This is a genomic window from Aeromonas sp. (assembly GCF_050252055.1).
In the GTDB taxonomy this organism is placed as follows: domain Bacteria; phylum Pseudomonadota; class Gammaproteobacteria; order Enterobacterales; family Aeromonadaceae; genus Aeromonas; species Aeromonas caviae.
This window is the reverse complement of sequence record NZ_JBFWLQ010000015.1, coordinates 55170-76053: the sequence shown is the minus strand read 5'-3', so window position 1 is coordinate 76053 and position 20884 is coordinate 55170. Positions and strand designations below refer to the sequence as shown.

Here is a 20884-nt window from a genome sequence, read left to right as displayed (position 1 = left end):
CAAAAATTGTTTTTGATGCTCGATGCTGTGAGTGCCCACACAGATTGCTTGATTCAAATTGTTAAAGAGCGTCACGCTTATCGCGTTGAGGAGGCGCATCTTACGCTCCTCACTTCGAAAGTCAAGCAGTTGTTTTCGCTTTTCTTTCGGCGCTCACTTCGCTAGGAAGCGAGCTCATCAGTTTGGCGTGCTCCGCCGTGCTGGTAGGGGCGCATTATAGGGAGCCACGCCGTGATGACAAGGGCTTTTTCACCGAGAAGAACCGTTCGCTCAGATATGCAGCAAAGCGGTTCTGTTTCGTTCGCGTCACCACCATTTCGGGCTGTCATTGGATTTAAATTGAACATTTGAAAAGCCACTTTATAATTGGCTTTTCAAATGTTCAATTAAGGTTTCATTCATGCACCAGATCCTGGATAGCCGCAAAGAGGAGAGAATCGTTCCTCTGTTCCGCCTCGGGTTTCGGCCTTTCTTCCTGTTTGGCGCCTTGTTCTCGGCTTTGGCGATGCTCGGCTGGCTGGGGCAGCTCAACGGCTGGTTCGCTCTGCCCCGGATTGCCAACCCCATCTGGTGGCATGCACATGAAATGCTGTTCGGCTTTGGTGCCGCCATAGTGGCGGGTTTTCTGCTTACCGCCGTCCAGAACTGGACCGCTCACCCAGGTGTACGCGGTTGGCCGCTGGCACTGGTCGTGGGATTGTGGGCCATCCCGAGAGGCCTGCTCCCCTGGTTTGGAGAAAGCAATGTCACTCTGATGGTCATGGACCTGGCCTGGTTGCCCCTCTGTACGTGGTTCCTCGCCAGACCCATCATAGTAACGCGCCAGTGGCGCAATCTCTTTTTTGTTCCCCTGCTTCTCGTGTTGACCCTGCTCAATGCCGCTTGCTGGCGGTGGCATGCCGAATGGCCATTGGTGGAACATATACTGCTTGCAACCGTGCTCCTCTTCACGACCCTGATTGCCGTCATGGGAGGACGTGTCATTCCCTTCTTTATCGCCAGAGGCACTGGGGCGGAAAAAGCACCCCCACTGCCGTGGCTGGAGCGCATTGCCCTCGCGTCTCTGTGGCTCATCCTGCTGCTCTGGTTGGTGCTCCCGACACAGTGGGTCACCGGCATCCAGATGTTCCCTCTATATATAGTGGCGGCAGGGGCTCACCTCTACAGGCAGCTGCGCTGGCGACCCGGAACCACGGTGGCCCACCCTCTGCTGTGGTCGCTTCACCTGGCCTACCTCTTTATCCCACTGGGGCTGACCGCCCTGGCGACACGCACGGCTGGCTGGCCGATTGCCTTGTCACTGGCCAGCCATCTGTTCAGCGCGGGCAGCATGGGGGCCATGATCCTCGCGATGATAGCCCGTGTATCCCTCGGACACAGTGGCAGAGCCCTGCAGATAGGACGCAGGATCACGGCAGCATTTGCACTGGTGATCCTGTCCGCGCTGTTGCGGGTCTTGCTCCCCCTCTTTTGGCCAGACCTCACCCTCACTGGATGGAACCTCAGCGGATGGAGCTGGGTTGCCGCCTACGGTCTGTTCATCTGGGTTTATACCCCCATACTGACCAGTCCCAGGGCGGATGGCCGCCCCGGCTAATCATCGCGTGGCCATGGCCGGATAGTGGATCAGATTGTGGAAGATGGCGGGAGCGACCCCAAGATTGCGATAGCCATGGGTACGGTCCGCTGCAAACCGGACGGCCTCCCCCTGATCGAGGGAACGCCACGCTCCGTCAACCAGTACCTCCATCACACCGCTGATGACGATGACATGTTCGGTCACTCCGGGTTCATGGGGTTCTGATTCCCGCTGGTAGCCAGGTAGCAGGGTCAGTTCGAACAACTCGAAACCAAAGCGGGCCTCATAGGGGAAAAGCGGGGCAACCTGCATCCCCTCTCCCGCCGGCTGCTGGCGAATATCATCGGCAATACGGTATACCGTCTCTCCCTGTGCCGCTGGTGTCGGCTCAATGAAACTGGAGAAAGAGACCCGAAAACCGGTGGCAATCTTCCACAATGTTGCCACCGTCGGACTGGATTCACCTCGCTCGATCTGTCCCAGCATGGCCTTGCTCACCCCCGTTTCACGGGCGGCCATATCCAGGCTCCATCCTCTTTCAGTGCGCAGCCCTTTCAATCGCTGGGCCAGATAGCGACTCATCTCCTGCATCTGTTCTCCGATTTCTTCGAGCCATATTGTGCGCCATAACGCACAGCGTTATAGTCGAAACCACATTGTACGCAATAGCGCACAAGCTACCAGCATCCACAAGGAAGTTTCCCATGCCCCTAGCCCTCCCCCACATGGTCGCGGGACTCATCGCCGTATTGGTGGGTTACACGAGTTCTGTCGTCTTGATCATCCAGGCCGCCACGGCCGCCGGTGCCGAGACAGCCCAGGTCTCTTCCTGGCTATGGACACTGGGTATCGGCATGGGGGTCAGCTGCATCGGCCTCTCCCTCTATTACCGGGTGCCTGTCTTGACGGCCTGGTCTACCCCGGGTGCCGCCCTGCTCATCACCAGCCTGGGGAACTTCAGTCTGGCTGAAGCCATCGGCGCCTTCATCATCTCTTCACTGCTGATCACCCTCTGCGGTATCAGCGGCTGGTTCGACAGGCTGATGCGTCACATTCCCGCCCCACTGGCGGCCGCCATGCTGGCCGGAGTCTTGCTCAGGTTCGGGCTGGATCTCTTCAAGGTGGCACCGCAAGATCCTCTGCTGCTTGGCACCTTGCTACTGGCTTTCTTGCTGGGTCGCCACCTCTGGCCCCGCTACACCATGGTGCTGGTCCTGGCTGCCGGCATGCTGCTCTGCACCCTGAGGGGCGAGCTGCAACTCAACGAGGTTCACTGGCAACTTTCCACCCCGGTCTGGATCTCGCCAACCTTTTCCATCGACGCCCTGCTCGCCATCGCACTCCCGCTCTTTCTCGTTACCATGACCTCGCAAAACATGCCGGGCATTGCCATCCTGCGCGCCCACGGCTATCAACCGGCCACTTCTTCCTTGATTGGCTGGACCGGATTCATCGGCGTGCTGCTGGCACCGTTTGGCGGCTATACCTTCAACCTGGCCGCCATCACAGCCGCCATCTGCATGGGCAAGGAAGTGGATCACGATGTCACTCGACGCTGGCCTGCTGCCGTGTGGGCTGGATGTTTCTACCTGCTCACAGGCTGTTTCGGTGCCACCGTGGTTGCCCTGTTCAGCGCATTCCCTGCGGTGCTGGTCACCTGCATGGCCGGGCTGGCGCTGCTCGGCACCATAGGCAGCAGCTTGCACAGCGCCTTGCAGCAGGACGAGGAGCGGGAAGCCGCGCTACTGACTTTCCTCGTGACTGCCTCGGGGATCACCCTGCTCGGGGTCGGGTCTGCCTGCTGGGGATTGCTGATCGGAGTGACATTGCATCAAGTCAACCGGCTCCGCGCCTGACCTGACCATCTGGGGAGACTCCGGTGAGACGCAGCACATAATCCTGAGAAGAGCGTTCACATATGAACCTTATTCCTTTCTAGTGAGAAAACGGCGCAGATCCTTCCCGACAAGCGCCGTTGTCAGACTCAATACTGGAGAACGAAGATGAGGAATCAGGCTGTCATTTTGTTACTGGCACTGCTGGGTGCCACCACGGCCCAGGCTGCCGACACCGATCGGGAGCTGGCACGCCAGATCGCGCTGCAGCAGAAGAACCTGCTGCCACTCCTGAACAATCAGGAATACCAGAGCCCGCTACCCAACCTGCTGCCAAAGGCCAGCCTGCGCCTGAAGCGCCAGGCTCGGGATGCCAACCAGGCGGCCATCAGTCGGCAAGGGCTGGATGGCGAGGCCAGGGAGCTGATGCAACTGCGGCTGGCCAATCCGGATCAGGCGGATGCACTGCAACAAGGGGTGGAGCCACTGGTTGCCTACATACCAAGTGGTGACGAAAAGAGCTGGAGCGCCATCGAGGCGTTCGACAGCGCCGGCAGCCCGATCTATCTCGATGTGAACCAGCCGCCGGCGCGGCCGGTACTGGTGGTGGAGGCCGATCCGGTCAAAGCCAAGAATGCCGGCCTGAAGGTGATGCGAAAGGCGCTGGCTGCCGCCAACATGCAGGTGACGCCCCGTGCCACCAGCAACACCACCCCCCTCAAGACCAGCATTCTCAAGAAGATCAGGCTCAACGATGATCAGGAGCCCTGGCTGCTGGGCGCCGCCGAGGTCTATGCCGTCGTGGCCGGGGTCAATCCTGTCAGGGACGAGCCCGTGGTAGATATCGTCGACATGCCCTATCTCGACTACGACAACACCGACTACACCCCCAACCAGATCCTGGTCTATTGGGATCGCTACCGCTGGGGAGCCGTCGACGTGGTCATGATGGAGCAGGATGACAACGTCAATTACAAGGAGCTGAGTGCCCTCCTGATTGACGCACTCAAACTCGGCTTCACTGCGGGCGGCGTACCCGAGGCCCTGCCCTTCCTCGACCTCGGCGGCCGTATCGTCAAGGCACTTCCGGACTCCTGGATGACCAACAACGACGACTACCTCGACACCTTCTATACCCTGGAGCAGGACCAGAGCTATCACCAGTATCCCGGTGCTGCCGGCAATGCAGTCATCGATCTCGAGCCCAGGGAGATCCAGCCAACCCGGCCCTGACTGTCGCCCAAAACAAAAAGCCAATGAGAAGACTCATTGGCTTTTCTGTATCAGAGCCGCGGATCAGGCCTGACCTTTCGGCCTCACACCCAGTGTGTGACAGATGGCGTAGGTCAGCTCTGAGCGGTTCAGGGTATAGAAGTGGAAATCCTTCACCCCTTCCTGACTCAGCACACGCACCTGGTCGATGGCAATGCTGGCTCCCACCATGTTGCGCGTCATCTGATCGTTCTCCAGCCCTTCGAAACGCTGGTGCATCCAGCGCGGGATTTTCACATTGGTGAAACCGGCAAACTTGGCCAGGGTCTGGTAGTTGGAGACCGGCAGTATCCCCGGCACGATCTCCGCATCGATACCGATGGCGGCGCAGCGATCCCGAAAACGCAGATAGGTCTCCACATCGAAGAAGAACTGGGTAATGGCCCGGTTGGCACCGGCATCTATCTTGCGCTTGAGGTTGAGCAGGTCGGATTGCGCACTGCGAGCCTCGGGGTGGCCTTCCGGATAGGCGGCGACCGAGATATCGAAATCGGCTTCGGATTTGAGCAGGGCGACCAGGTCGGTGGCATACATGTCAGGCTTGTCGAGACCGGGAGGCAAGTCTCCGCGCAGGGCCACGATATGGCGAATACCGCTGTTCCAGTAGTCACGGGCAATGGTGCGCAACTCGTCACGGCTGGCATCGATACAGGTCAGGTGCGGGGCGGCGATGAGGCCGGTACGCTCCTTGATGTCCTTGATCACCTTGTGAGTGCGGTCCCGGGTGCCCGAATTGGCGCCATAGGTCACAGAGACGAATTTGGGCTCCAGCACCTGCAGGCGCTCGATGGACTGCCAGAGGGTGTTCTCCATCCCTTCGCTGTTGGGCGGGAAAAACTCGAAACTGACCGATATGTCGCCACCCAGATCCGCCAAACTCTGGTTGAGTGCCTCAACCTGACGCGCGCTGTGAAATCCCATCTGCTCTCTCCCTGTCCTGCAACCCATTCCTTCACGCCAAAACGGATGTTTGGACGTCTAAACGTCTTTCTATCTTTATGAGAAAACGGATCAAAGTCAATACCGATTTGTCAGCGACAAGGGGGATTGCCGATTTTTTTATTTTGCAATTCAACCTAAGTAATGAGCGACCCCATCCCAAAATGCTGTCAGGCACGCTATGATGCGGGCGGATCGTCCTGGACGTTCTGAATCTGCGTGTGATTGTTTGGCCGGGTTTCCCGGCCTTTTTTTAACTTCTTTCCCCGCCTGCCGATAAGCAATTCAAGCGTTTGCAGGAGCCCCATCATGGAAGATCACCCCGGTTTTGCCACCGATCTGCTGTTCGATCGCTATCAGGGCGAGGTGACGGATCATGATGCGTTCTGGACCGTGCGCACCCCGGGCTCTCCAGACTACTACTTCGGCAACTACCTGTTGCTGCCCACCCCCCCAAGCGATCGTGACAAGGGCTGGCTCGAGGCCAGTTTCGACAGGCTGATTGGCTGGGATCCCCGTATCCGCCACCGCACCTTCCAGTGGCCCCTCGCCGCAGGCCAGAACAGCCGGGTCGCCGGGTTCGTGGCGGCGGGGTACCAATACATGGAGTGCGTGGTACTGGCGCTGGGTGCAATGGAGTGGCAAGCCCCCACCGGCAGCGACCTGGCTCCGGCTCGCCCGTTCACCGCGGCGGACTGGGATCAGTGGCTCGCCTTCGAGCTGGCAGAGCGGGATCCCGCCCATTCGGAGGAGCGCTATCTTCCCTATCTCTTGTCACGCCGCCAGCTCTATCAGGCCATGATCGATGACGGGCTCGGACAGTGGTGGGGGTTATGGCACCAGGATCAACTGGTTGCCAGCTGCGGACTCTTCTTCACCGGCACCCTGGGACGCTTTCAACTGGTGCGCACGCACGCAGAGTGGCGAAACCGGGGGCTCTGTCGTCTGTTGCTGAGCCAGGTCGCACGCCAAGGACTGGCACGGGCCAGTTCGCTCATCATAGTGGCAGACGAGCACTATCACGCCCAGCGGGTCTATCGCGCTCTGGGTTTCGTGCCGGTGGCCCGTATTGGCAGCCTGTGCCGCTTGCCACGGGAATGACAGGTCATCACGCAGATGCAAAACGGGAGGCCAAGGCCTCCCGTTCTTCATGGTGAACCATCAGGGCTGTGCCCCCTCCAGTTCGCTGGCGAGCGCCTCCTCCACTTCGGCAGGAGACGCTGGAGCGACGGCTCCGGACACCGGTACTGACGGAGGCTGGGTCGCGCTTGCTCCGGAAGGCGCTTGTCCATCCGGCACCACAGGTGCAGCAGGCTCGGTCCCGATGGCACCCGACACAGGGACGGCAGGCACGCTCACCTCACACTGACACTCCTGTCCCTTGCCCTGGTTGCCCTGATGGGGGGCATACCACCCTTTCAACCCCTGTTCCAGGCGATCGGCCGCCGCCTTGGGTGCCACGGTTCCCAGCAATACCTGCTGGCTCACCTCGGCCAGTTCATCCCCGAGCTTGGGAGTGCCGCGGGAGAGGATCTGGGTGGCAACCCGGATGGTGGAATCGCACTGATCCCGCCACTCCATCATCTCTCTGGCCGCCGGATTGGTGGCTTCAAAGAAGTGGTTGGAGAGCGAGAAGAAGCCGGGCAGCGAGTTGGTATAGAGCTCGGCAAACTGGGGTGTGGTCAGCCATTGCAGGAAGGTCATGGCGGCCTCCTTGTTCTTGCTGGCAGGATTCATCCCCATACCGATGTCGGTGTGATCGGTGAAGAAACAGCCATCCCCCTGCTTTGCCACGGGCGGGCGCATGACACCGAAGTCCACCTTGCCGGTGAAGGGGGCGATCTCCCAGGATCCCGCTGCATAGAAGGCAGCCTTACCCGAGGTGAACAGCTCGTTGGTGGTGGCGTAGTCGCGGCTCTCGCCCCCCTCCCCCAGGTAGTCACGCCAGCGGGCCAGCTCCTCGAACACCTTGACGTATTGCGGGTTGTTGAAGCGCTCCTGGCCCCCGATCAGCGCCAATCGCCCATCCTCCCCCTTCCAGTAGTTGGGGCCTATGTTCTGGAAACCGAGCTCGGAGGCAACCCAGCTCTCCGAGCCGCTCACGGCGAGGGGAACATAGCGACCATCCGCCTTCACCTTGTCCAGGGCCGCGAAGAATGCCTCGCGGGTCTGGGGAACCGTCAGCCCCAGCTCACTGAAAATCTTCTTGTTGTAGAAGAAGCCGTGAATCACCGATGCCATGGGCACGCAGAAAGTCTGGGCGCCACTGTCGGTCTGCCAGGGGGATTGGGCAAAGCTCGGGAAGTTCTCCATCCCCGCCATCTCGCTCAGCTCCACCAGATGGCCCGCCTTGAACAGGGCCAGGGAGTCGTCAAACGGGCGACAGGTGATGAGATCCCCTGTCTTGCCCGCCTTGAGGCTGGCCCAGAGGGTCGGCATGTACTCGACGTTCTGCACCCCGTTGAATTTCACCTGAATACCCGGGTGGGCGGCCTCGAATGCAGGAATGATCTTCTGTTCCCACAAGGCCTTGTCATCTATGCGCCAGCTCTCTATCACCAGCTCGCTGGCCATCAGCTGGCCACACAACAGGAGACTCAGGGCCCCGATCCACTTGTTAGCCATAAGTCCTCCTACACCTTGAAATGGGCGATCAATTGCTGCTGCTTGGCGACCAGATCCGCCAGCACCTCACTGCTGCTGGCCGATTCCCGCGCCTCCCGCTCGGTCTCGTAAGCCACATCCGCAATGCCGGCGACATGACGGGCAACTCCCTGACTCACGGAGATCTGTTCCTGGGCGGCATGAGCCACCTGATCCGCCATCGCCTTGATGGCGCTCATTCGCTCGGCAATGGATTGCAGCGCCTCGTCCATCACCCGGGTCTGTGCCACGCAATCCTGGGTCTGCTCCTGGCTGCGTGCCATCACGGCCACCACGTGCTTGCTGGAACTTTGCAGGTTCTCGATCATGGCCTGGATCTCCTCGGTCGAGGTCTGGGTCCGGTTCGCCAGTGCCCGCACCTCGTCCGCCACCACCGCGAAGCCACGACCTGCGTCCCCCGCCCGGGCCGCCTCGATGGCCGCGTTCAGCGCCAGCAGGTTGGTCTGCTCGGCGATGCTGCGGATCACATCGAGGATGCTGCCGATGTTGTCGCTGAATTCCCCCAGCTTGTGGGTGATACCGACCGCCTCTTCCATGGCTCCCGCCAGTTGTTCGGTGATCTGGCGCGTAGTCGCCACCTGTTTGCGTCCGGCGCGGGCCTCTTCGTCCGCCAGGTCCACCTCGCGCTTGGTGCCGTCGGTGGAGCGCGCCACCTCGGTCGCACTCACCTCCAGCTCGGTGATGGCGGCAGCCACCTGATCGGTCTGGCTCTTCTGATCCTGCACCCGTGACATGGCCCGCTCGCTTATCTCGGCGGCGCGGCTCGCCTCGTCCACCAGATGGCGCGAGCCGGCATTGATCTGGGCGAGCAGCTCGCCGGTCTTGTCTGCCAGGGTATTGATGGAGCGGGTCAGGCTGCCGAACTCGCAGCGGCTCTGGTAGTCGATGCGCCGGGTCATGTCACCCGTGGCCATGCGATCCAGCTCCCGATCGATGAGTTGCAGCGGACGCTGGATGCTGCGGGCCGTGGTGTAACCGATGAGGAGCGCGGCGGCCGCGGAGATGGCAGACACGATCAGGATCCAGGCGCTGGCGCTGCTGACGGCGTCATCCGCCCCGACCCGGCTCGCGCTGGCAATGCCGCCCGCCGATTTGGCCATCTCGTCCAGCAGCGCCAGGCTGTTGACCAGACTGGTGTCGAGCTGCTGGTTCAGGGACTGCAGCGAGGCCGCCAGTTGCTGGCCATTGCGCATGGTCGCCAACAACCCTTTCGGGCCGAGGGCCAACTCCTGCATCCGATCGAGGTTGACGATGAAACGCTGCCTCACGTCATCGGGCACCTGCACCCGTTCGAGCCGTTTGCGTGCCATCTCGATATCCTTGCCGAGCACCTTCTCCAATTCATTGAGATCGGTCTTGGCATCAGCCCGGCGGATGTTTTTCAGATCCCGGGCAATGCCGGAGGTGATGAGTTCGGCCTTGTTGCGCATGGAGCGTTTGCTCGCGGTCTGCTGCAACAACAGGTCGGCGGCCCACTGGTAGGTATCTTCCAGCCGGATGAACGCCAGCTCCAGTTCATGGCGCCGATCGAGTGCGGCCACCCACTGGCCGTGCTGGGTCAGCACCTGATCCGCCAACCCGTAGAACTCGCGGGTCGCCCCGTCGACCTGGCGGAACCGCTCGCTCGCCTCGGCCACCCCGTCAAACCGGGCCATCTCCTTGCTCTGGGCCAGGAAACGCTCCTGCTGCGCCTTGAACTGGCTGGCCAGTTGCGGCAACTGGGCCGCCTCCTCGCTGGTTCTGTAGGTGAGCACCCAGCGGTTGCTGTCCTGCAGTGCACCCTTGAGCCCGGCGACTGCGATCACCAGGGGGGTGGCACGATCAGAAACCTGGGAGAGCCCCTCGTTGATCCCCCGGATCTTCAAAATACTGATGAAGCCGAGCAGAACCAGCAACAACAGCATCAGCACGAAGCCGGCGATGATCCGCTGCACAATAGATAAACCCATGGAGGCATCCTCACTCGTTGGGGAAAGGGGTGAATGCCGAGGTTATCGGCAGCGGGGTGCAATGGAATAGCGGTTCGTGACACGATGGCGGGCCAGATCACAGTTGGCGTGACATGGCAGGCAGAAAAGGGCCCGAACAGAGCCGGGCCAAAGAGACATGCTTGGTTGTCATGGCCGAGCACCGGCCACGTTTGTCATCAGAAGCGGTAGCCGACGCCGAACATGAAGGCCACCGGATCGATGGAGGTGTTGATGGTGCCCACGGCGGTATGCACATCGGTATCGATGTCGATGAGCCAGGCGGAGGCGTTGACGAACCAGCGGTCATTGATCGCCATGTCCAGGCCCACCTGACCCGCCATCCCCCAGGAGGAGTCCACGCTCACATCCGTCCCGGCCAGGGCACCGCGCCCTTCCTCGTCGAAGAAGGTGGTGTAGTTGATACCGGCACCCACATAGGGGCGCACCTTGCTGTTGGCATCACCGAAGTAGTACTGCGCCATCAGAGTCGGCGGCAGGTGTTTGACCTTGGCGACCTCACCCAGGCCGGCAGTCGACACCGAGTGGGAGAAGGGGGTCGCGGCCAGCAGCTCGACACCCCAGTTGTCCGTCAACATGTAGGAGAGGGTCAGGCCAAGCTGCATGTTGCTGTCGATCTCCAGCTCGCCCGTCCCCAGCACGTTGTCACTGCTGGTCTGGGGAGAGACGAACGCCAGGCCACCACGGACCAGGATGTCACCGGCCTGATGTGCCATGGCGACGGGGGAAGCAAAAGCGGCTGCGATTAACAGAGGAAGGATCTTTTTCATCACATTATTCCTTTTTTGTTTTCTTTCTATGTTGCAAGCCCGAAAACTATAAAAGGATGTGAATGGCCGGTTATTGATTTAGCTCAATAGTTATCAAGAAATAGATAGATGTACACGGCAGCTTTGATTGGGCAGTCAAACCGCAGATGAAAATAAAAAGTCATTCAAATACATGATGATGCCTTAAATTACCGCATCATCATGAAATGTAAAATACCAATTAAATACACCTTAAACACCTTCATATCACCTTTCAATTGTTGTTTAATTATGCCCCGGGGCGTATTTTATTAATGCGATGTAACCACGCTGTAATTTGAATTTTATGAAACCACAGACACGCAAAGACAAAATTCTCGGCATTCTTGCCGCCATCTGGGGGATAGGTTCCTTCCTCTTCATTCTGCTGGGTTTCCTGTTCGCCCTCGCCTTCCTGATGCTGACACACTGAGTCTGCCGGACGAGTCCCTCTTTTCTCCCTCTCATCCCTGGCCGGGCGCCAGACCGGCGCACCTCGCCCACCGGCCAACAAAAAAGGGGCCTTGGCCCCTTTTTCTCGAGTGACGCTTATTTCTCCAGTAGAGGAGCGAGGAAGCGCGCCGTGTGGGACTCCTTGCAACGGCTCATCTCCTCAGGCGTACCCGTCACCAGAATACGGCCACCACCAGCGCCCCCTTCCGGGCCCAGATCAACGATCCAGTCCGCGGTTTTGATGACGTCTAGGTTGTGCTCGATGATGACGATGGTGTTGCCCCGATCCCGCAGTTGGTGCAGTACCTTGAGCAACTGCTGGATATCGTGGAAGTGCAGCCCCGTGGTCGGTTCGTCCAGGATGTAGAGGGTCTGGCCGGTGTCCCGCTTGGAGAGCTCCCGCGCCAGCTTGACCCGCTGCGCCTCGCCGCCAGAGAGCGTGGTAGCGGACTGACCGAGGCGGATGTAGGAGAGGCCCACGTCCATCAGGGTCTGCAGCTTGCGCGCCACCGCCGGCACCGGATCGAAGAAGGCACGGGCATCTTCCACCGTCATCTCGAGGATTTCGTGGATGTTCTTGCCCTTGTACTTCACCTCCAGGGTCTCGCGGTTGTAGCGCTTGCCCTTGCAGACGTCGCACGGCACGTAAACATCCGGCAGGAAGTGCATCTCCACCTTGATGACCCCGTCCCCCTGGCACGCCTCGCAGCGTCCCCCCTTCACGTTGAAGGAGAAGCGGCCCGGCTGGTAGCCACGGGAACGCGCCTCCTGGGTGCCGGAGAGCAGCTCGCGGATCGGGGTGAACAGGCCGGTGTAGGTGGCCGGGTTGGAGCGCGGGGTGCGGCCGATGGGGCTCTGGTCGATATCCACCACCTTGTCCAGATGCTCCAGCCCCTCGACGCTGCGATAGGGCGCAGGCGTGGACTCGGTGGCCTTGTTCAGCTCACGGTGGGCGATGCGGAACAGGGTGTCATTGATCAGGGTCGACTTGCCGGAACCGGAGACGCCGGTGACGCAGGTCATCACGCCGATGGGCAGATCCAGGTTGACGTTGCGCAGGTTGTTGCCGCTCGCCCCTTTCAATTTCAGCCACTTGCCAGTGAGCGGGGTGCGCTCGGCCGGGATGGCGATCTGCTTGCGCCCGGAGAGGTAGTCACCGGTCAGGGACTCGGGGTTCGCGATGATCTCCTCCGGCGTCCCCTGGGCGACGATGGCACCGCCGTGCACGCCAGCCCCCGGGCCGATGTCGAGCACATGGTCGGCGAGGCGAATGGCATCCTCATCGTGCTCCACCACGATCACGGTGTTGCCGAGATCACGTAGGTGAGTCAGGGTCTTGAGCAGCCGCTCGTTGTCACGCTGATGCAGACCGATGGAGGGCTCGTCCAGCACGTACATGACCCCCACCAGGCCAGCCCCGATCTGGCTGGCCAGCCGGATCCGCTGCGCCTCGCCACCGGAGAGGGTCTCGGCGCTGCGCGACAGGCTCAGATAGTTGAGGCCGACGTTCACCAGGAAGCCGAGCCGCTCGACGATCTCCTTGAGGATCTTGTCCGCTATCTGGGCACGCTGACCGGACAGGTTCAACCCTTCGAAGAAGGCCAGGGCATCGCCGATGGACTGCTCGGCGATGGCGGGCAGGTTGCGATTGTCCACGAAGACGTGGCGGGCTTCTTCCCGCAGTCGGCTGCCACCGCAACTGGTACAGGACTTGTTGGCGATGTATTTGGCCAGCTCTTCCCGCACCGCGTTGGATTCGGTCTCCCGGTAGCGGCGCTCCATGTTGTGCAGGATCCCCTCGAACGGGTGCTTGCGCACCACCACGTCGCCGCGGTCATTCATGTAGCGGAACTCGATCTCGGTGCGCCCGGAACCACGCAGGATCACCTCCTGGGTCTTGAGCGGCAGATCCTCCCAGAGGGTCTCCAGGTCGAACTTGTAGTGATCGGCCAGGGATTTGAGCATCTGGAAGTAGTAGAAGCTGCGCTTGTCCCAACCACGGATGGCGCCGCCGGCCAGGCTCTGGCCCGGATCATGGATGAGCTTGGCGGGATCGAAATACTGCTGCACCCCGAGACCGTCACAGGTGGGGCAGGCCCCCGCCGGGTTGTTGAAGGAGAAGATCCGGGGCTCCAGCTCCGACATGGAGTAACCGCACTCGGGGCAGGCGAAGTTGGCGGAGAAGGTCATGGGGGCAACCCCATCCTCCCCGTCCATCGGCACCACCAGCACGATGCCGCCGGAGAGAGTCAGCGCCGTTTCGAACGATTCGGCCAGGCGCAGGGCCAGGTCATCGCGCACCTTGAAGCGATCCACCACCACCTCGATGGTGTGCTTCTTGTGCAGCTCCAGGGCGGGAGGATCCGACAGATCGCACACTTCGCCGTCGATGCGGGCGCGGATGTAACCCTGGGCCGCCAGGTTCTCCAGCAGCTTGGTGTGCTCCCCCTTGCGGTTGCGCACCACGGGGGCCAGCAGCATCAGCTTGGCGCCTTCGGGCTGGGCCAGCACCTGATCCACCATCTGGCTGATGGTCTGGGCCGCGAGCGGAATGGCGTGGGTCGGGCAGCGTGGCTCGCCGACCCGGGCGAACAGCAGCCGCAGGTAGTCGTAAATTTCGGTGATGGTGCCGACGGTCGAGCGCGGATTGTGGGAGGTGGACTTCTGCTCGATGGAGATGGCAGGCGACAGCCCCTCGATGTGGTCCACGTCCGGCTTCTCCATCAGGGAGAGGAACTGGCGGGCATAGGCGGAGAGCGATTCCACATAGCGGCGCTGCCCCTCGGCATAGAGGGTATCGAACGCCAGGGAGGATTTGCCCGAACCGGACAGGCCGGTGACCACGATCAGCTTGTCACGTGGCAGGATCAGGTTGATGTTCTTGAGGTTGTGGGTGCGGGCACCCCGGATCACGATTTTTTCCATCTTGTTGCGCGCTCGATACGGGAACCAGAGCGGGCCAGTATGGCATAGAGACTACTGGATGAATAGACAGTCTTTCCTTCCGTGCCCCTTCCTCAGAGATACTCCTTGGCCCAGCTCACCGCCTGAAGCCGGTTCTTGACGTTCAGCTTCTTGAAGACGTTGTAGAGATGGGATTTGACGGTGTGTTCACTCACGAACAGGCTGTCGGCGATCTCGGTGTTGGAGGCCCCCGTCATCAGGTGACGCACGATCTCCTGCTCGCGGGCGGTCAGCAGCGTCTGCTGACGCTGAGGTTGCCCGCTCCCCTTGCGGTAGTAGTCCACCAGGTCGCACAGCAGGTGGCGCGGGATCCAGTACTCCCCCTGCAACACCTTGCGGATGCCGAAGACCAGCCTGTCCAGCGTGTCCTGACGAAAGAAGAGCCCGCTGGTATGGGGCCACATCAGCAGCAGCTCTTTGTTGGTGCTGGTCGGGGCATTGAGCAACACGGCACTGGCCTCGCCAAAGCGCTGGCAGATGGCATTGCTCCACAGCTCCTGCTGGGTCGACTTGAGGTAGTCCAGATCGATCAGCAGCAAGGTTTTGGGGGCGCCCTCTGCAACGTCTGGCAGGTCATTCAGCTCCCCCACCAGCAAGATGGGCAGACCAAGCTCTTCACTGAGGTGACGCTGGAAACGGGAGGCTTGTGCGTTATTTTCGGTGATCAGCACCAGGAGGGAGTCGGGCGTCATCAAGAGAACTTCCTTGCACATTCGAGTCGGGGCTTTTTGGCAAGGAAGAGTACCAATCCCCCTCCCGGCTGCAGCATTAAAAAAGTATTAGACGCATCGGTGGCTCCTTTGAAGCCCAGCAATTTTCCAGCCAATACAATTGGCTAGCACGCCCCCCCCATTTGGGGGGTCAGGTAGTGCCGGTGCGCACCATAACAGCTCCGCCCTCTTCACGCAGCCTGCCCCAGCCGCCTCCCCTTGCTGGTGACACCTTACCTCGGGTAAGTTACTCAGGCTGTGGCGATCCATTGACGCCACAGTGGCAGGGAAGATGTGCGCTCATGCCCGCCAACTGGTACTATGGCGGCCAAACGCTGCGGCCGATCCATGACGCCTCTGCCGGCAAGCTCCGGCGCAGCCAGGACACTGAAGAGAGATGACACCCAGCCAGGGCGCGCATCTCGTTGCAAACAAACGCATTATTGAATGGGCCCAGGCATCTGGCCTGGCCGGTATACATAAGGGTGGAAGAGAGATTATGGCCAGTCGAGGCATCAACAAAGTCATTCTGATCGGTAACCTGGGGCAAGACCCGGAAGTGCGCTACATGCCGAGCGGCGGTGCCGTGACTAACATCACCCTGGCCACCTCCGATACCTGGCGCGACAAGCAGACCGGTGAGCAGAAAGAGCGCACCGAATGGCACCGTGTCGTCTTCATGGGCAAGCTGGCCGAAGTGGCCGGCGAGTACCTGAAGAAGGGCTCCCAGGTCTATGTGGAAGGCAAGCTCCAGACCCGCAAATGGCAGGATCAGAGCGGCCAAGAGCGCTACACCACCGAGGTGCTGGTCGACAGCTTCACCGGTGTGATGCAGATGCTGGGTGGCCGTCCGCAGGGCGGTGGCCAGGGCATGGGCGGCCAGTCACCCCAGGGCAACTGGGGACAGCCGCAACAGGCTGCACCGCAACAGAACATGCAACGTCCTGCTGCCCCGCAGCAAAACATGCAACCGCAAGGCGGTTACGGCCGTCCGGCCCAGCAGCCGCAATCCGCCCCGCCGGTCTACAACGAACCGCCGATGGATTTCGACGACGATATTCCGTTCTGATCCCCTGCGGCAGGCCCTGATTTATCAGGGCCTTTTTTTACCTGTTTCTGACGCATTCACCTCCCCCGACGACCATGTTGCTGCCACTCTCCCGCGCTTTACGTCCCCTTCGTCCAGGCTTGTGGCTATCATCGAGACGATTTCTCCCTTCGGGAACCTGCATGAACTACTTGAGTCATCTGCTGTGCCTCGCCCTGCTGATGTTCGGCGGCCACCTTGCCGCGGAGCCGCTGCGGGTCGGCGTCAGCTTTGCCATTCCTCCCTATGTCATCAGCCACGAAGACAGGGGCATCGAACTCGATCTCATGCGAGAGGCCTTTGCAGGCAGCCCCCATGAGCTGCAGGTCGTCTATCTTCCCCTGGAGCGCACCTTCAGGATGCTGGAGGAAGGCAAGCTGGACGCCATCATCAACGTCAAACCCGGCATGCTGGAAAGCGCCTACCTCTCACAGCCGGTGATCACCTTCCACAACCGGGTCTTCACCCTGGCGCCGACGGCAGTCCACACCATGAAGGATTTGCAGACCCTGCGAGTCAGTGCCTTCCAGCGTGCACGGCAGATCCTGGGAACGACCTTCTCCGACATCGTCGACCAGAATGCCCGTTATGAAGAGGTGGCGAGGCAGGAGGGACAGGTACAGCGGCTCCTGCTCGGGCGCACCGATGCCGTGATCCTGGAACAACGGGTGTTCTACTACTATCTGGCGCAGTTGCTCGGGGATGACCAGGAGGGCGACCGCTATCCCAAGGACAAGGTCAGACAGCACGACCTCTTCCCCCCGACTCACTACCACTTCGCCTTTCGCGAGGCGGGCCACCGGCAATGGTTCGACAGACAGCTTGCCAAGATGAAGGCGGACGGGCGCTATGAGCGGATCTTTGCCGCCTATGGCACCACCTCTACTGCCGGAGACAAAAAAGCCAGCCCATGATGGACTGGCTTGATACCGGCTCCAGGGAGCCGCAGTGGATGGAACGTTACTTCATCGCGCTGCCGTTTTTCAGCTCTGCTTTCTGCCGTTTGGCTTCGCGTTTCTCTTTCAGTGACATCTGCGGTTTTTTCTTGGCATCTTTGCCGTGATGCTGTTCTTTGTTGCTCATCATCAGACTCCAAAAAGGTTACCTGGACAGTTGGAACGGGTGTTCCAGCATGTCAGCCGAATCGTGGATTTCAGTACGCCAACAGTGACGATCGGGGATCGCACTGGCCTCAGCATACTCCCAATCTTCCGCCGGGATCCAGCCTCCCGGCAGCGCCTGCCAGCCAGGCGTTCCCGTAGCGTGCTCCCCCGGAAATGACGACCGGGCGACACTTTTGGCATCCGGGGACGGATGGTCAGCCTGTCTCCGATGGATGTGTGTTAGGGTGGGCATTCAACGATCGCAGGAGCGCGTCATGAAGAAGCTGGAAATGAAGGATCTGACCGAGGCCGAGAAAGCCGAGATTGCCCTGCTGGTGCAAAAGGCCCAGGCCAATGCCGATCACACCCTGACCAACGGGGAGCGCAACAAGATCCGCGAAACAGGACGCCAGAAGATCGCTGCCGATCGCGCCCAGGCCGCCAAGGCGGCTTCCGCACTGGCGCGGGAGAAAGCCAAGGAGCGAGCCAGTGCCCAAGTACTGCCCGACACCTTCAACTGGTCCGATTCCGTCAGCAACAAATACCGTGGCAGACGGTAACGGCAGCATGAATGCACGCAGAAGACTCTGCTGCATAAAAGGGGGCTGGCAGAGCGTCCTGTCATCCCCCTGAAAAGGGCAGCAGGAGGCGCCTGGCAGCTGATGCACACCCGGATAAAACGCCGATCCAGCCATCACTGACTGAAACGAATACCAAGATAAAGATTGCCATGACAGGGTGTGCGTGTTCTAATCGTTTTCGATGGTTCGGTAGTTCAGACCTGATTATGTTAGGCAGTCATCTTAAAGCAGTGATTTGTGCAGGCAGTTATCCCCGATAATTCTTGCCAGATAATTCTCCTTCTTTAGTGCTCCCCATACGTATTTCTGACGAAAAATCATGGATTGCCGCTCCGGTGGCGTTTCACTAATCACTACTCAAGGAAATTATCATGTCCAAAATGACTGGTACCGTAAAATTCTTCAACGCCGAGAAAGGCTTCGGTTTCATCTCCCCGGCTGACGGCAGCAAAGACGTGTTCGTTCACTTCTCCGCCATCCAGTCCAACGGTTTCAAAACCCTGGAAGAAGGTCAGCGCGTTGAGTTCACCATCGAGCAAGGCCAGAAAGGCCCGGCTGCTGCGAACGTCGTTCCGCAGTAATTCAAGCCGGAGCACCTTCCCCTCTTTGGGCAAGGGCCTCAGCAAGAATTGAAAAAACCCGCTTCGGCGGGTTTTTTGTTGCCCGTTTCCGGGTGGCCGACCTGTTGCTCTGCTTCCCTAGCGCCACGGGCAGCAAAAAGGGCACCCTGGTGGTGCCCCATTTTCTGGTCAAGTTCCTTACAGGGGCAGGCTGATCCGCGCTTCCAGCCCCCCCTCCTCGCGATTGTGAAGGCTGAGCTCACCGCCGTGCTGGTGCACCAGGGTACGGGCGATGGCGAGCCCCAACCCCACGCTGCCCGACTCGGTATTGCGGGCTTCATCCAGGCGCACGAAGGGCTTGAACACCTCCTCCAGCTGGCTCTCCGCAATCCCCGGCCCCTGATCGCGAACCAGGATCAGCAACTCGCCGTCACCGCGCACCAGCGAAACCTCGGCACCCCCTGCGTACTTGATGGCGTTGCCGATGAGGTTTTGCAGTACCCGGCGCAGGGTGTTGGCCCGGCAGGCGTAAACCTGCTTGCCCTCGGCCAGGCAGGTGACGGGCTGGCCCATGTCGGCATAGTCGTCACACAGGCTCTCCAGCAGGCTGACCAGATCCAGCTCCCGGGTCGCCTCCTGCTGCCCCTCCTCCCGGGCAAAGCTCAGGGTCGCCGCCAGCATCTGCTCCATCTGCTGCAGGGTCTGCTGGAAGCGATCCTTGTCTTCCCCGTCCGCCAGAAACTCGCTGCGCAGCCGCAGGCTGGTGATGGGGGTGCGCAGGTCGTGGGAGATGGCGGCCAGCATCCGGGTTCTGTCCTGCACGAAGCGATCGAGCCGGGTGTGCATCCGGTTGAAGGCCTGGATGGACTCGCGGATCTCGGTGGGCCCCTCCTCGCGCAGGGGCTCGATGTCCTCACCACGCCCCAGCCTGTCGGCGTTGGCCGCCAGTTGCTTGAGGGGACGGGTCGCCCGGCGGAACAGCCAGATCATCAGGCCGATCACCAGGCTCGCCACCAGCAGCAGGTTGAGGGTAGTCTGCCAGGACCAGCTCGCCGTCTCCTTGTCCACCAGGGAGCTGAACTGGAGCCAGCCGCCGTTGGGCAGTTCGATGGAGCCGTAGAGCCGCATGTCCTGGGGCGGCGGCATGCCGTTGCGATCCTTCATCATGCGGTTGTGGTGCTGCCAGGCCCGGCTGCGCTGGATGTCCTGCTTCAGCTCGGCGCTGATCTCCACCGCCAGGGAGGATGGATAGCCGAGCTTGGCCCGCACCAGCTTCTCGAAGCGGGGGCTGCGGTTGTCCGGCTGCAACGGCTCGTCGGCCAGACGCAGCAGCAGGGTCTCGCTGCGGCTCGCCTTGAGGATCTCGTGATAGAGGGAAGGAGGAGAGAGGGAGAGCAGGCGCACCACGGAGATGATCCGCTGCATGGCGTTGCGGCTGTTGACGTAACCGAGGGCCTCCTCCCTGTCCGAGCGGTAGATCTGGATACTGAGCAACTGGATCAGTACCAGCCCCGCCAGGGCCACCAGCACTATCTGGCCGGTCAACCCTTTGGGCAGCAGCCTGGCGAAGACGCGCTTGATCATGTCGGCCTCACTCCTGGGTCACGTCGGCGGCGAACAGGTAACCGCCACCCCAGATGGTCTTGATGAGCTCGGGATTCTTGGGATCCCGCTCCAGCTTGCGCCGCAGTCGGCTCACCAGGGTATCGATGGCGCGATCGAAGGCCACCGCCTCCCGGCCACGGGCCAGATCCAGCAACTGATCCCGGCTCAGCACCCGCTGGGGCCGCTCCAGAAACACCTTGAGCAGATCGAACTCGGCGGTGGAGAGGCTCATCCCCACCCCCTCCTCGTCCACCAGCTCGCGGCGATTGACGTCGAGCAGCCAGCGATCGAAGCGCAGATCCCGGGTCAAGGTCTCCGGCACGGGCAGGCTCTCCGCCTGGGTACGGCGCATCACCGCCTTGATGCGGGCCAGCAGCTCCCGCGGGTTGAACGGCTTGGAGAGGTAGTCGTCCGCCCCCATCTCCAGGCCGATGATGCGGTCCGTCTCCTCCCCCATGGCGGTAAGCATGATGATCGGCAGGCGGGATTTGACCCTGAGCTCGCGGCACAGGGTGAGGCCATCCTCCCCCGGCATCATCAGATCCAGCACCAGCAGGTCGAACTCCCGCTCATCCAGCAGCCGCTTCATCTCCTTGCCATCCCGGGCACAACTGACGCGCATGCCGTGCTGCTCCAGAAAGCGCTTGAGCAGATCGCGGATCTCGCTGTGGTCATCGACCACCAGAATATGAGGGCTGCCTTGGTTCATCATCATCTCTCCGTTATCGGGCTGGGGCGATTATACGAAAATCAACC

At 60.8% G+C, this 20884-nt stretch carries 19 protein-coding genes; 9 read left to right on the top strand and 10 right to left on the bottom strand.

Annotation, left to right across the window (positions count from 1 at the left end; translation table 11 throughout):
* Window positions 1-400: 400 nt before the first annotated feature.
* Window positions 401-1597, top strand: coding sequence for an NnrS family protein (locus AB7E19_RS20340; protein WP_427936398.1), 1197 nt, complete (start codon window positions 401-403; stop codon window positions 1595-1597).
* Here AB7E19_RS20340 and AB7E19_RS20335 read toward each other — a convergent pair whose 3' ends face one another.
* Window positions 1598-2170 (bottom strand): helix-turn-helix domain-containing protein, encoded by a 573-nt coding sequence (locus tag AB7E19_RS20335; protein ID WP_010674223.1) that lies wholly within the window; start codon window positions 2168-2170, stop codon window positions 1598-1600. It abuts the gene before it with no gap.
* Window positions 2171-2283: 113 nt separating this feature from the next.
* Here AB7E19_RS20335 and AB7E19_RS20330 point away from each other — a divergent pair, with 113 nt between their 5' ends.
* Entirely contained in the window at window positions 2284-3435 is a 1152-nt protein-coding gene (locus AB7E19_RS20330) for a benzoate/H(+) symporter BenE family transporter (RefSeq protein WP_427936396.1), read from the top strand.
* A gap of 147 nt (window positions 3436-3582) precedes the next feature.
* Entirely contained in the window at window positions 3583-4647 is a 1065-nt protein-coding gene (locus AB7E19_RS20325) for a DUF3103 family protein (RefSeq protein WP_427936394.1), read from the top strand.
* Window positions 4648-4710: 63 nt separating this feature from the next.
* On the opposite strand, the gene metF is transcribed toward AB7E19_RS20325, so the two are convergent.
* Complete coding sequence (gene metF / locus AB7E19_RS20320) at window positions 4711-5607, bottom strand: methylenetetrahydrofolate reductase (RefSeq protein WP_010674220.1); 897 nt, start codon at window positions 5605-5607, stop codon at window positions 4711-4713.
* A 327-nt stretch (window positions 5608-5934) separates the two neighbouring features.
* Between metF and AB7E19_RS20315 the strand changes: the two genes are divergently transcribed.
* On the top strand, window positions 5935-6726 hold the full coding sequence (locus AB7E19_RS20315; protein ID WP_322131413.1) for a GNAT family N-acetyltransferase: 792 nt from the start codon (window positions 5935-5937) through the stop codon (window positions 6724-6726).
* 60 nt (window positions 6727-6786) lie between these two features.
* Here the strand turns inward: AB7E19_RS20315 and AB7E19_RS20310 are convergent, their stop codons facing one another.
* The 3 genes from AB7E19_RS20310 to AB7E19_RS20300 form a co-directional block, all read right to left on the bottom strand.
* Entirely contained in the window at window positions 6787-8250 is a 1464-nt protein-coding gene (locus AB7E19_RS20310) for an ABC transporter substrate-binding protein (RefSeq protein WP_322131412.1), read from the bottom strand.
* A gap of 8 nt (window positions 8251-8258) precedes the next feature.
* Window positions 8259-10238, bottom strand: coding sequence for a methyl-accepting chemotaxis protein (locus AB7E19_RS20305; RefSeq protein ID WP_069785091.1), 1980 nt, complete (start codon window positions 10236-10238; stop codon window positions 8259-8261).
* A 197-nt stretch (window positions 10239-10435) separates the two neighbouring features.
* A complete protein-coding gene (locus AB7E19_RS20300) occupies window positions 10436-11047 on the bottom strand; it encodes an OmpW family outer membrane protein (RefSeq protein WP_010674216.1) in 612 nt (203 codons plus the stop codon).
* 325 nt (window positions 11048-11372) lie between these two features.
* Here AB7E19_RS20300 and AB7E19_RS20295 point away from each other — a divergent pair, with 325 nt between their 5' ends.
* Window positions 11373-11498 carry a hypothetical protein gene (locus AB7E19_RS20295; RefSeq protein ID WP_010674215.1) on the top strand — a complete coding sequence of 42 codons (126 nt, stop codon included), beginning with the start codon at window positions 11373-11375 and terminating at the stop codon, window positions 11496-11498.
* 116 nt (window positions 11499-11614) lie between these two features.
* Here the strand turns inward: AB7E19_RS20295 and uvrA are convergent, their stop codons facing one another.
* Window positions 11615-14443, bottom strand: a complete 2829-nt coding sequence (gene uvrA / locus AB7E19_RS20290; RefSeq protein ID WP_322131411.1) for an excinuclease ABC subunit UvrA — start codon at window positions 14441-14443, stop codon at window positions 11615-11617.
* A gap of 92 nt (window positions 14444-14535) precedes the next feature.
* Window positions 14536-15174 (bottom strand): LuxR C-terminal-related transcriptional regulator, encoded by a 639-nt coding sequence (locus AB7E19_RS20285; protein WP_010674213.1) that lies wholly within the window; start codon window positions 15172-15174, stop codon window positions 14536-14538.
* A gap of 517 nt (window positions 15175-15691) precedes the next feature.
* Between AB7E19_RS20285 and AB7E19_RS20280 the strand changes: the two genes are divergently transcribed.
* Window positions 15692-16261, top strand: a complete 570-nt coding sequence (locus AB7E19_RS20280; RefSeq protein ID WP_319919047.1) for a single-stranded DNA-binding protein — start codon at window positions 15692-15694, stop codon at window positions 16259-16261.
* Window positions 16262-16422: 161 nt separating this feature from the next.
* Window positions 16423-17193, top strand: a complete 771-nt coding sequence (locus AB7E19_RS20275; RefSeq protein ID WP_427936388.1) for a substrate-binding periplasmic protein — start codon at window positions 16423-16425, stop codon at window positions 17191-17193.
* Between the two features lie 46 nt (window positions 17194-17239).
* On the opposite strand, the gene AB7E19_RS20270 is transcribed toward AB7E19_RS20275, so the two are convergent.
* Window positions 17240-17362: a hypothetical protein gene (locus AB7E19_RS20270; protein WP_010675895.1), complete on the bottom strand. Its 123-nt coding sequence runs from the start codon at window positions 17360-17362 to the stop codon at window positions 17240-17242.
* Between the two features lie 295 nt (window positions 17363-17657).
* Between AB7E19_RS20270 and yjbD the strand changes: the two genes are divergently transcribed.
* A complete protein-coding gene (gene yjbD / locus AB7E19_RS20265) occupies window positions 17658-17942 on the top strand; it encodes a DUF3811 domain-containing protein (protein WP_202044910.1) in 285 nt (94 codons plus the stop codon).
* Window positions 17943-18334: 392 nt separating this feature from the next.
* Complete coding sequence (gene cspE / locus AB7E19_RS20260) at window positions 18335-18544, top strand: transcription antiterminator/RNA stability regulator CspE (protein ID WP_010675897.1); 210 nt, start codon at window positions 18335-18337, stop codon at window positions 18542-18544.
* Window positions 18545-18721: 177 nt separating this feature from the next.
* Here cspE and AB7E19_RS20255 read toward each other — a convergent pair whose 3' ends face one another.
* The gene (locus AB7E19_RS20255; RefSeq protein ID WP_052816044.1) at window positions 18722-20107 is read right to left on the bottom strand and encodes an ATP-binding protein; all 1386 of its coding nucleotides are present in this window, start codon (window positions 20105-20107) and stop codon (window positions 18722-18724) included.
* 7 nt (window positions 20108-20114) lie between these two features.
* A complete protein-coding gene (locus AB7E19_RS20250; protein ID WP_010675899.1) occupies window positions 20115-20837 on the bottom strand; it encodes a response regulator in 723 nt (240 codons plus the stop codon).
* Between the last annotated feature and the right edge of the window lie 47 nt (window positions 20838-20884).